Source organism: Gilliamella apicola, from assembly GCF_003202915.1.
In the GTDB taxonomy this organism is placed as follows: Bacteria; Pseudomonadota; Gammaproteobacteria; order Enterobacterales; family Orbaceae; genus Gilliamella; species Gilliamella apicola_Q.
Map to the genome: position 1 here is coordinate 349,452 of NZ_QGLP01000005.1, position 12,881 is coordinate 362,332.

General features: G+C 37.4%; 7 protein-coding genes and 1 pseudogene. 4 read left to right on the forward strand and 4 right to left on the reverse strand.

The window, feature by feature from the left end:
• Nucleotides 1-19: 19 nt before the first annotated feature.
• The 3 genes from DKK79_RS07800 to DKK79_RS07805 form a co-directional block, all read right to left on the reverse strand.
• Entirely contained in the window at nt 20-736 is a 717-nt protein-coding gene (locus tag DKK79_RS07800; RefSeq protein ID WP_110423591.1) for an epoxyqueuosine reductase QueH, read from the reverse strand.
• A 153-nt stretch (nt 737-889) separates the two neighbouring features.
• Nucleotides 890-1,012: a hypothetical protein gene (locus tag DKK79_RS14700; protein ID WP_258363439.1), complete on the reverse strand. Its 123-nt coding sequence runs from the start codon at nt 1,010-1,012 to the stop codon at nt 890-892.
• A gap of 232 nt (nt 1,013-1,244) precedes the next feature.
• Nucleotides 1,245-2,618 (reverse strand): hypothetical protein, encoded by a 1,374-nt coding sequence (locus DKK79_RS07805; protein WP_146212004.1) that lies wholly within the window; start codon nt 2,616-2,618, stop codon nt 1,245-1,247.
• A gap of 1,029 nt (nt 2,619-3,647) precedes the next feature.
• On the opposite strand from DKK79_RS07805, the gene DKK79_RS07810 reads away from it, so the two are divergent.
• The 4 genes and pseudogenes from DKK79_RS07810 (at nt 3,648) to DKK79_RS07825 (ending at nt 9,313) form a co-directional block, all read left to right on the forward strand.
• Nucleotides 3,648-5,060, forward strand: a complete 1,413-nt coding sequence (locus DKK79_RS07810) for an EmmdR/YeeO family multidrug/toxin efflux MATE transporter (RefSeq protein ID WP_034882572.1) — start codon at nt 3,648-3,650, stop codon at nt 5,058-5,060.
• A gap of 255 nt (nt 5,061-5,315) precedes the next feature.
• Nucleotides 5,316-5,966, forward strand: a pseudogene (locus tag DKK79_RS07815) (OmpW/AlkL family protein).
• A 396-nt stretch (nt 5,967-6,362) separates the two neighbouring features.
• Complete coding sequence (locus tag DKK79_RS07820; protein WP_110423593.1) at nt 6,363-7,748, forward strand: glycoside-pentoside-hexuronide (GPH):cation symporter; 1,386 nt, start codon at nt 6,363-6,365, stop codon at nt 7,746-7,748.
• Nucleotides 7,749-7,792: 44 nt separating this feature from the next.
• Nucleotides 7,793-9,313 (forward strand): glycoside hydrolase family 43 protein, encoded by a 1,521-nt coding sequence (locus tag DKK79_RS07825; protein WP_110423594.1) that lies wholly within the window; start codon nt 7,793-7,795, stop codon nt 9,311-9,313.
• 53 nt (nt 9,314-9,366) lie between these two features.
• Here the strand turns inward: DKK79_RS07825 and DKK79_RS07830 are convergent, their stop codons facing one another.
• Entirely contained in the window at nt 9,367-12,225 is a 2,859-nt protein-coding gene (locus tag DKK79_RS07830; RefSeq protein WP_110423595.1) for a valine--tRNA ligase, read from the reverse strand.
• Between the last annotated feature and the right edge of the window lie 656 nt (nt 12,226-12,881).

Here is a 12,881-nt window from a genome sequence, read left to right on the forward strand (position 1 = left end):
AAAATAACTCTTATTGGCACTAATCCTGCGCCAAACCATGCTTAGCAATAGCGATCACATTCTTCAAATCGACACCTTGGGTTTTTGCCGCAAAAATACAACCGCAATAGCATTGACGATAAACATCGTACTCCTTACAAAGCTCGATAGAACGCTTATAACCGTTATTCTTCTTAAAATCAGAAGGTAAATAATTAACGGAAAAAATCTCCTGTATCTCAAAACCAAGTTGGTTAATTTTTTGACTATTCTTTTTAGGACTCAGTGTTAATGCACTGGCAAAATAGTCAAAACCCAACTCCTGCGCCTTAATTGCAGCCAAATCTAAGCGCATCTTATAACAAAGATGACAACGCTCTCCACCTTCTGGCGCATCACGCAAATGCTCCACCTGCTTAATAAACTCAGCCGGTTGGTAAGGAGCTTCTAAAAACTGTACATGGTTATTGGTCTTTTGATTAAAGTCGGCAATAAACTTCTGCTGAACCTTACTGCGATATTCATATTCTACACGGGGGTGAATATTGGAATTAGCAAAATAAATCGTAATATCGGCATACTGCGCCAAATACTCCAACACATAAGTACTACACGGGGCACAGCAACTATGAATTAACAATTTTGGCCGAGCCGACGCCAACTGCCAATCAGCAATTACCTCTTGCAAAATCGAATCATAATTCACTTTATTATGTGGATTTAATTTTTCGAGAATATCTTTGGCATTGATTAACATTGGGACTCTTTCAAGTATCAGGCTGATTGATGAATTTTAAGGCGCGTATAATATAGCTATCTGCTTAAGCGTTCAAGTTTAAGTTACAATTTTGTTTTTCCGGATTAACATTTAATTTTTTGCTAAATTTACGGTGATAAAAAACCCCGTTCCTCAAAATTTTTTGGTTCTTTGAGTTTGGGACATTTGCTGTTTTGCGGTTATTTCTATACGGCGATTACGTCCGAGTAAAGAGGGTTGGCGAGAACCCTCTTTACCATCTCCCGCGACGACCACGCAAGTGGTCTCGATGTGACTGCCTGCCGCCTTCGTTCACTTTTAACGCACCGGCGGTGATTTGTTCCTGACAAAACACAGCCTTACCAAACATCCCTGTTTGCCATGCTAACCTCACTCAGTTGTCAGCACATTGCGAATGTCGCACCACAAAATCGCTTTTTAACGTCCTAACATTATTTTTCTTATACCTAGCTTTTTAGTTCAAGGACGAAGAACTAAGAAATAATAGTTAAGGATAGGTACAGACTCCGGAGAGTTTTTCGTTCTCAACTTCCCTGGTAGGGTAGGCAAGCATAAACCCCCCTCCCGAGTCAACGATAAAAGAATATTGGTTACTATTTGTCTTATCATTCGCCCAATAGCGAACGTAGTTGAAGTTAGCATCAGGGTAATTGTACGGGGACGAGACCATATACCCCCATTCCGTGAAAAATCCTGCACCAATGTAACGACTGTAAAAACTATCAGGTGACGAAGGCGTTGCCTCTACTAGACCGTTACAAGAGTCTTCTGTATTATTTCCCCGACAAGACGCATTAGTTAAATCGCTGACATTTGGGACACGGTATCCTCCAATCTTATTACACCAAGATGATAGACTAGAAAGGTTACTTGTATAATTACCACGATTAACAAACCACTGCTTTAACTTAAATCCATATTTGACGACAGCATTACCATGATTATCACGACCGACTAACTCAAATACTTGAGGTAAAGATAGTCTGTCGATTCTACCTGGATTATCTGATTGCCATTGCGATTCTGTAGCAACAGGACCTGTTAGGGTGACTCGAACGCTGGTACTTGTTGAATTGGTCATCGTCGCCGTAATACCACCATGAGAAACCGAAGCCCAAGATAAGGCCTGACTAATACCACCAATATATAAATCAAAATATAACTTATTAGCTCCAGTAGTCGGGAAGTTTAAACCATAAGACGATGGCGTAAATGACTGTGGTAGAAAACCCCAACTAGGTATCCAAACAGCAGTAGAAATAACCTCAAAAGAAGTTAAGTCAGGTCTTGCATAACAAATCCGCGTTTCCTCCTTAGGATTAATATAATAAGTGGCATTACTTGCGCTAAAATGACTTTCATTCGGTACACCATAACGTGTTTTTAATGTACCATCAGTATTAGATAACGTTAATTTATATGGCGCTCCTTTACAAATATTAAGCACTTCATTACGGGCAACAGTTCGCCCCCGTTTATCAACAATAGATAAATTTAAACTACCGGTAGCGGTGATACCATTAATCCCCTGACCATCGCCATCATCATCCCCCCAATAATTATAAGGTGTGCCAATAAGTGAACTTAATGCAATAGAATTAGTATCCGTTGGTATTAACATACCAATATCCGCAAAACTCTGACCAGCAACAGGTAAAACGATAGGATTGTCTCTTGAATTATTGGTTGTGGGAGTAAATGTTCTACCATCAGAAAGGGATATCCCAAGTAACGCTTCGGTATTTGTTACCCGGGTACGACCACCATCAAAGGTTAAATAAGGTGCTGAACCTTGAATAATATTGGTCGTTTTAGTGGTTAATGCATAATTAGAAAAAGAGATAGACTGTAAAACAACCACAGTTGATATGAAAACCATCTGCCGAGATAAAAAGGCTAAACTAAGAAATTTTGAAAAATTTTGCTGAAATTGCCGAAATAATAAACTGCAGTGAAATAATAAACGGTGTGGGCTAAACTTTAGAAAGGTGAAATTATAGGTTGGGCAGGTTGCGTGTTGCGTGTTGCGTGTTGAAAATTATAATCCATATCAGATATCCTTGTCAATCTAATTAAATGATTTATTTGAGATTTCAATCCTAATGGCATGAAATTTATCCATCCGTATAAATATGCTATAAAAGTATAGTGATTGGAAAAAACCATGCAACTTTTTTGACGGTTTATTTGTTAACTTTTGTAAAGTTCAATGAAAAATTATAATTCAAAACCAACTTGTTAACGATAAAAACACCAACAAATTAAAAATTTGCTCCCTCAATTTTTAGCCCTATTTTGAGTTATTTTTACTATTTCTTGGTATTTTTATCAATTAAGAACATTTTAATCATTGAGCATTTTAAGTTCAAAAACCCGCTCCGCACATTTGGGCTTATTTAGTATCGGATGTTTGTTATTTTTAGCGATTTTGTGACTATTTCTATATAACGTTTACGACCGAGTAAAGCGGATTTGCACGAATCCGCTTTACCAACACCCGCAGCGACTATGCAAGTGGTTACGATGTAACTAACTTCCGTCTTCGTTCGCTCTTAACGCATCGGCGGTGATTTGTTCCTGACAAAACACAGCCTTACCAAACATCCCTGTTTGCCATGCTAACCTCACTCAGTTGTCAGTACATTGCTAATGTCGCTAAATTAAATACACCATACTTATTTACCAAAATAAACTTTTATTATTGGAACTAGCTGATGTTATAACTAACGTTAGCGATTTATTGGATGGATTTTGGCTTTAAAATAACTATAATCCATTATTGATAATGATAATTATTAATGTTGATTTTTTTATAAAACTTAATTTCATTTTTAGCAAATAAAGGCGTTATAATATACTAAATTTTCTAAATAAATTTTTAGGACTGAAATTGGATTTTCAACTTGTTAGTCGATTGAAGAATCTTCAACTTTATAAAAAGCGACGTTCTAATAATGTGCTGTTTTGGCGCGAAATTTACCCTTTAGCAATGCCAATTTTAATTGAGAATTTATCCGTCATTTTGATGGGTATTTTCAGTACGTTTTTAGTGAGTTGGATTGGTAAGGCCGAGATGGCAGCCGTCGGTTTGGCGGAAAGCTTTAATATGATTGTAATGTCATTTTTTATGGCTGTTGCGCTGGGAACGTCGGTGGTAGTAGCGTTCAGTTTGGGGCGACACAATCGTAAAAAAGCCGTGGTGGCAGCAAGGCAGTCGATTACGTTATTAGTTATAATTTCAATTTTACTGTTTTTGTTTGTTGAGTTTTCCGGATATTGGATTGTCGAAATTATTGCCGGTAAGGCCGATCCTGAAGTTAAGGAATTAACGCTCACCTTTCTAAGATTAACCGTTTTAGGTTACCCTGCCCTTGCCTTTATCTTAGTTGGTTGTGGTGCCTTGCGCGGCGCTGGTAATACTAAGTTACCAATGTATTTAAACATCATTATGAATATTTTGAATCTGTCGATTAGCTATGTTCTAATTTATGGCGCTTTTGGTTGGCATGGTCTTGGATTTATTGGGGCGGGTATTGGCTTAACGATGTCTCGCTATTGTGGGATGTTTTTTATTTTATTGGTGTTAACCATCAAACCAAGTCGAGCGTTATTTATTCCTTTCCGCAGTTACTTCCATGCGTTTAATGGCAAGATTTTAATCGATATTTTAGGAATCGGAATTCCGGCTAGTGTTGAATCGGTAATGTTTAACATTGGAAAATTGTTAACGCAAACTTTTGTTGCCGGTATGGGAACGTCAACGATTGCAGCTAATTTTATCGCATTCTCTATTGCTGGATTACTTAATTTGCCAGGCGGTACACTCGGTGCAACCTCTACTATTATTGTTGGTAAACGTATTGGTATGGGGCAAATCTATCAACCTACTAGGCAACTGAAGTTTATCTTTCATTTAACCAGTTTGTTACTCTGTTTTTTAGCGTTTTTATCGATTCCATTTGCCGGGCTCTTAAGTTCACTGTATACCGATGATCAGGAAGTCATCGAGATTTCCAAACATTTGTTATGGTTTAATGCGTTGTTTACCCCTTTCTGGGCTTCCTCTTTTGTTTTGCCATATGGCTTTAAAGGTGCTAAAGATGCCAGTTATACCATGTGGGTCGCCATCGGTAGTATGTGGATGTGTAGGATTGTAGTTGGCTATATTTTTGGCGTCTATTTTGGCTTTGGGGTGATTGGGGTTTGGTTTGGTATGTTCTTAGATTGGATCATTCGAAGCTTCTTCTTTTATCATCGACTTATTAGCGGTAAGTGGCTTTGGCGTCATCAAAAGCGGATTTGAGTTAAATTGAACACTTGACTCTTAATCAAGAGGTCAATAAACCTGCAATTATTTCATCAGTAAATCCTTATCACACCATATCATTGCTAATGTTATGGTGCTAAAATATTTATCGATAACTTTTAGGTTATTGTTACCTCAATCCTTAGCGCTTTATATTTAAAACGGTCTGTTAATTAACCTCTATGGTTGCCATCAGTTAACATTTTATATAAGTATAATAAGGAGTCCTAAATGAGAGTATCGTCAATTGCTATGCTAATCACCTTTGGATTAGCTAGCTCAACCGCTTTGGCACATAGTGCCGACCAAATTATTATTCGCGGTGGTCCTGTCTATATTCATCCACAAGATAAAAGTGATCATGTTAAAGTTGGCGGTGCAAAGAGTGATCTTAAAGCTAAAGCCGATAATGACACACAACTTGGACTTAATTTTCAATATATGATTACCGATAGTTTTGCTATTGAATTATTAGGCGCAACGCCTTTTAGTCATCAACTAAAACTAAGTGGCGGCAACTCAACTGGATTGGCTGATGCTCATTTAGGTAAGATTAAACATCTACCACCGACATTAAGTCCTCTTTGGTATCCTCTTGATAGTAGTTACGAGTTCCAACCTTATGTTGGTCTTGGCGTAAATTACACCTTCTTTTTTGATGAAAAACTTAGTGGCAAAGCTAAAAAAGCCGGTTTTCATGGTTTAGATTTGGATAATTCTTGGGGTTGAACTGCACAAATGGGCGCTGATTACTCACTTGATTAAAATTGGTTGATTAATGCTCAGGTCCGTTATATCGATATTGAAACTAAAGCGAAAACGCATTTAGCTAATACTAAAGTCACAGCAAAATATGATCTTGACCCATGGGTGGTAATGTTTGGGGTTGGTTATAAGTTTTAATGGTACTAAAAACCTCTCCACTGTGAAGTGAGCCCCAGTAATTGGTTGTCCAACTATTGGAGGTCACTTCAGTTTTTATTATGTTATTTAATCTCTATCCACAATAGAGTTATATTAACTAAATAATCCACAACAATTCACGGCAACTTGCCTATAAAAGCCTATCAAATATCATCTTATCATTCATTATGATGTCAAATAAGCCTTATAAATTTGTGATATCAATCACATTAACCATATAACGTAATTAAGGTAGGCAAAATCATAATACTGTTTTGAAAATGAATTTTATAAACTCTATTTATTGTTATTTTCTTATAAGTTGTTAAGACAACTGATAATTAAATAATAACAGTTTTATCTACATCATATTTTGATAACTAAAAGGAGTTTATGATGGATAATAATAAAAAATTATCAGTCATGGAAAAAATCGGCTTTGGGATGGGGGATGCAGCCTGTGGTATTGTCTATTCCTCGGTGACGATGTTTTTGACCTATTTTTATACTGATATTTATGGCCTTTCTGCTGCTGCGGTTGGCATAATGTTCCTCGCTACGCGAATTTTTGATGCTATTATCGATCCGATTACAGGTATGGTTGCCGATCGTACTAAAACAAGATGGGGACGATTTAGACCATGGTTGATCTGGTTTGCCATTCCTTATGCTGTATTGGCTGTTATGACTTATACAACACCAGATTTTGGTTATTCAGGTAAACTTTTATACGCATACGTTACTTATGCATTATTAATGCTTTGTTATACATTTATTAATATTCCTTATTGTGCTCTTGGTGGTGTTATTGCTCGTGATGAAAAAGATCGCCTATCTGCTCAATCCTATCGATTTACTATTGCATCAGCATCAGGACTAATGGTATCAATAGGTACATTATTCTTAGTCGATTGGTTAGGAAAAGAAAATAAGCAACTCGGATTTCAGTTAACCATGGCGGTTATGGGCGTTATTGCAATTGGTATGTTAGTGTTCTGTTTTGCAACCACTAAAGAAAGAGTAGTACCAATTGAAGATAAAAATGTCAGTGTTAAAAAAGATTTAAAATGCTTATTAGGCAATGATCAGTGGTGTATTGTTGCTCTTATTACCTTCTTTTCAAGTATGGCTGGCGTTATGCGTAGTTCAGCAACACTTTACTATGCAACTTACTTGATGATGGGTGGCGTTAGCTCAGCAGCAGGTACAGCGATGAAATCAGCCTTTGTGTCAACATCGGTGGTTGGTACTATATTAGGCGCGATGGCTGCTGGTTATTTTGCTAAACGTTTTACTGCTATTCAACTATTTAAAAATATTAATTTAACGTTATTTGTTATTGGCGTAGTAATGTTTTTTGTTCCACCTGTGTGGTTAGCGGTTATTTTCCCACTCTATTTTTTAATTGGTTTTTTCCATTCCATGTATCAACCATTCAAATGGAATATGATGGCCAATGCGGCTGATTATGGTGAATGGAAATTTGGACGCCGAGCAACTGGCCTATCTTTTTCAGGTAATTTATTTGCCTTAAAACTCGGCATGGCAATCGCTGGTGCTTTAGTCGGAATCTGTTTAGGTTTATTAGGTTATCAAGCAGGTGTAAATGAACAAACACCGTTAGCCACAATGGGCATTATTGGTCTTTTAACTATTGGACCAGCATTTTCCTATTTGTTACTTTGGTGGTTAATGCGTTTTTATAAATTAGATGACAAAATGATGGAAAAAATTCAAAGTGATTTACTTGCTAGACAACAAAATAAAGATAGTCATGACTAAGATAGTATGTCGATAAGTAATAGTTACAATTAAAGGTAAATTATATGAGTTTAGATTATTATCACAATCCTATAATCTGCGGTGATTATTCCGATCCGGATATTGTCAAAGTAAATGATGATTTCTTTATGGTTTCATCTAGCTTTAACCATATGCCAGCATTACCGATCCTCCACTCTAAAGACTTGGTAAATTGGCAAATTATCAATCATGTTTTTGATGCACTTGACTTACCCGGTTATGATGCAGTCCAACCCGGTAAAGGGGTTTGGGCGCCATCGATTCGCTATCATGATGAAAAACTTTGGGTGTTTTTTAGTACTCCTGACGAAGGTATTTTTATGTCTAATACCTCTGATCCTTGGGGTAAATGGAGCAAACCGCACTGCTTACAACCAGCACTCGGTTGGATTGATCCTTGTCCATTTTGGGATGATGATGGTCGAGCATGGTTAGTACATGCTTTTGCGCAAAGTCGTTGTGGTGTAAAACATAAGTTGCAGCTGTTTGAAATGGCCAACGATGGCTCAAAATTAATCGGCGAAGGTCAAATTATTTATGATGGCACTGCCGATTTACCGACACTTGAAGGACCAAAACTTTATAAGCGCAATGGTTGGTATTACATTTTTGCACCAGCTGGCGGTGTTGAAAACGGTTGGCAATCGGTGTTACGTAGCCATGATTTAACGGGTCCTTGGACTGCACGCAATGTGCTATTTCAAGGTAATACGACAATTAACGGCCCGCATCAAGGAGGATGGATCGAATTGGACAACAATGAGTGCTGGTTTGTACACTTTCAAGATGCCCATTTATATGGTCGTATTGTTCATTTACAGCCTATGTATTGGGGGGATGATGATTGGCCTCGCATTGGTGAGAGTATCAATAATGATTCCACTGGACAACCGGTATTATCATATAAAAAACCAACTGTATTCCATCACTCAGAAGAGTATAAAATCCAAACCAGTGACGATTTCCAGCATGGTAAATTTGGTTTACAGTGGCAATGGCAGGCAAATCCTAATCCTGATTGGCTAATAGCAAGTGATCAAGGATTAACCTTAAGTTGTTATCCATTACCTATGCATAATAAACAGCGTACACTCTATTTTGCAGCTAACTTATTGCTGCAAAAATTTTCAGCATGGCAATTCACGGCGCAAACTCAACTTACATTGAACGCTAAGCAATCAGGTGATTTGGGCGGTTTAATCGTTTATGGTGAACGTTATGCTGCGATTATGATCGGTTATGATAATGGCCAGTATAATTTGTATTATCGATATGGCTGGATGAAAGATTCAGGTCAAGTTGACGAATATCAACAAATTGTCGGTCAATTATCTTCACAGCATTGCCAACTTAAAGTCGAAGTTGGTTTGAATGGTATCTGTCAATTTTACTATAAAGATCATAAGAAAGACTGGATGTTAATTAAACCTAGCTTCGCAGCTGGAAAAGGTAAATGGGTGGGGGCTAAAGTAGGAATTTTTGCCGCAACTGAAGCAGATAATGCCATTGGTCATTGCCATTTTGATTACTTCAAGATTAGTTAACGGTTTAATTAGATAAAAAACCCTCTCATATGAGAGGGTTTTTATTCAAGTTGTTAAAGACTTTTTATGGCTGCATACTGCTCTTGCAATTTGGCTTTATCAGCAATATAGCCTTGTTGTTTTTCTTTCTCTTTGGCAACGACTGCTGCGGGAGCTTTATCGACAAAGCTAGCATTAGATAATTTATTATCAATACGCGCAATTTCGCCATCAATACGAGCGATCTCTTTTTCTAGTCTAGCTAGCTCATCTTCTTTATTAATAAGCCCAGCCATTGGGATAAGGAGTTCAGCGCCATCAACCAATTTAGTGACTGATAATGGCCCTGCTTCCCCCTCATCTAACAAGACTATTTCTGATAATCTTGCTAATGATTCGATAAAGGTGACATTGTCACTAATTACGCGATGAACCGCTGGTGATGCTTTTCTAATCAATAGCTGTAATGGTTTGCTTGGTGCGATATTCATTTCAGCACGGATATTACGAACCGCAATGACAGCGTCTTTAATCCAATTGATATCGGCAACCGCTTTATCATCAACTAATTGGCTATCAAATGCTGGCATTGGTTGTAACATAATGGTATCCGCTTTGATTGCCATTAATGGTTTGACACTTTGCCAAATAGCTTCAGTAATAAATGGAATGATTGGATGCGCCAAACGTAATAAGGCTTCAAGTACCGTGACTAAAGTGTGACGAGCAGCACGTTGCTGATTCTGTTCACCATTTGTCAATACTGATTTAGTTAACTCTAAATACCAGTCACAGAACTGATTCCAAGTGAATTCATATAAGATATTAGCAGCTAAATCAAAACGGTAAGTATCGAATGCTTCTCGATAGGTTTTCACAGTTTGGTTAAATTCCGCTAAGATCCATTTATCCGCTAATGAATAATCTAACTCCCCACCTTTAAAACCACAATCGTGATCTTGGGTATTCATCAATACATAACGGCTGGCATTCCATAGTTTATTACAGAAGTTACGATAACCTTCTAAGCGTTTTAAATCCCAATTGATATCACGACCAGTAGATGCAAGCGCGGCTAAGGTAAAACGTAAGGCATCAGTACCATGCGCTTCAATACCATTTGGGAACTGTTTTTCTGTACGTTTGGCAATCTTTTCCGCTAATTGTGGCTGCATCATATTACCAGTACGTTTTTCTAATAAATCGGCAAGTGAAATACCATCAATCATATCTAAAGGATCGATAACATTACCTTTAGATTTCGACATTTTTTGCCCTTCTTCATCGCGAATTAGCCCGGTCACATATACCGTTTTAAATGGTACTTGTGGTTTACCATGTTCATCTTTAATGAAATGCATGGTCATCATAATCATTCGAGCAACCCAGAAGAAGATAATATCAAAACCTGTCACTAGCACATTTGTTGGATGGAAAGTAGCTAAATCATCAGTGTTTTCTGGCCAACCTAAAGTTGAAAATGTCCATAGTGCTGATGAGAACCATGTATCAAGGACATCGTCATCTTGAGACAATTCGATATCTGCTGCCAGATTATTTTCACGGCGAACTTCAGCCTCATCACGACCAACATAGACGTTGCCTTGATTATCATACCAAGCTGGAATTCGGTGGCCCCACCATAATTGTCGCGAAATACACCAATCTTGAATATCATTCATCCATGAAAAATACATATTTTCATACTGTTTAGGTACAAATTGGATATCACCATTTTTTACCGCGGCAATGGCTGGTTCCGCTAATACTTTTGCTCTTACATACCATTGATCGGTTAACATAGGTTCGATTACTACACCACCACGATCGCCATACGGGATAGTTAAGTCATGCGGTTCAATTTTTTCTAAAATACCTTGAGCTTCACACTGCGCAACAACTAATTTACGCGCCGCAAAGCGTTCTAAATTTTGGAATTGTGCCGGAATATCGGTTGGGTATGCAGTACTTGGCTCACCATTAGTATCAAACACTTCAGCTTGAGCACGAATATCGCCATCAAAAGTTAAGATGTTGATCATTGGTAATTGATGACGACGCCCTACTTCATAGTCATTAAAGTCATGCGCAGGGGTAATTTTTACGCAGCCAGTACCTTTTGTCATATCCGCATGTTCATCACCAACAATCGGAATCCGACGATTAACAAATGGTAATATGACAAATTTACCGATTAGATCTTTATAACGAGGATCTTCTGGATTAACGGCAACACCTGTATCACCAAATAGTGTTTCAGGGCGAGTTGTTGCGACAACTAGATAATCTTTGCCTTCTGCAGTTTTAACACCATCTGCTAATGGATAGCGTAAATGCCACATTGAACCTTTTACTTCACGATTTTCAACTTCAAGATCAGAAATTGCGGTACGTAATTTTGGATCCCAGTTAACTAAGCGTTTACCACGATAAATTAAATCTTCTTGGTAGAGTCTTACAAAAACTTCTTTAACCGCATTTGAAAGACCTTCATCCATAGTAAAACGTTCGCGATCCCAATCAACCGAATCACCTAAACGTCGCATCTGTTTAGTGATGCTACCACCTGATTCTGCTTTCCATTGCCAAATTTTTTCGATAAACGCCTCACGACCATAATCATGGCGAGTTTTGTTTTCTTCAGCAGCAATTTTACGTTCTACCACCATTTGGGTTGCAATACCGGCATGGTCACTACCTGATTGCCAAAGTGTGTTATTGCCTTGCATACGATGATAACGAATTAGCGCATCCATAATGGTTTGTTGGAAAGCATGTCCCATATGCAAACTACCAGTTACATTTGGTGGTGGAATAGCAATGCAATAACTAGGCTGAGATTTGTCACCATTAGGTTTAAAGTAACCACTTTCTTCCCAATGTTGATAAATAGGTTGTTCGATTTCTTGTGGATTATAAGTCGTATTTTTCATAATAAAGGCATCAATCCTAATTCAAGGCATAAAAATGTGGTTATTCTACCGTAAAATGATATAACAATAAATTGTTAGTCACATAAAATCGATTTTGGCGAGAGTAACAATAGCAATACGTACAATAAAAGACCGTTTATTACTAAACGATCTTATTCATAGGCGCTTTAGTTGATGAATTTTAATGATGATAGATAGACTGGTCGCTCAATCTCGTTTTACCAATATAAAACGCTAATAAGCATAGACTATCTTGTTGGAATGTATCAATTTCTATTAATGTGGCAAAGTTAACAATTCATTATAATCAATATTTGCTAATGGTTCTGCGTTTATGATGCTTTACATAGTTGTTAAGATAGTTTTTACTAACTTTTCTTCGAAAACAATCATTTGTTTAGCGTGTTCAATTGGTTGGTATAAATATATATCGCTAGACGTTCTTGTTCGGATAAAAAAATGTTGCAAGAACTCTTGGTCAAACCTTCGCTTTAGCGCACAATCGGCAATAAATAATCTTACCAGCATGATAAAGCAAATCTTCATCATAAATAACAACATTTAAACACAGTAGCATGAAAGCCTAATTTGATTTAGATTCAACTTTTAACAAAAAGCAAGAGATTAAGTAACAATTAAGAGTTAAATCAAACTTC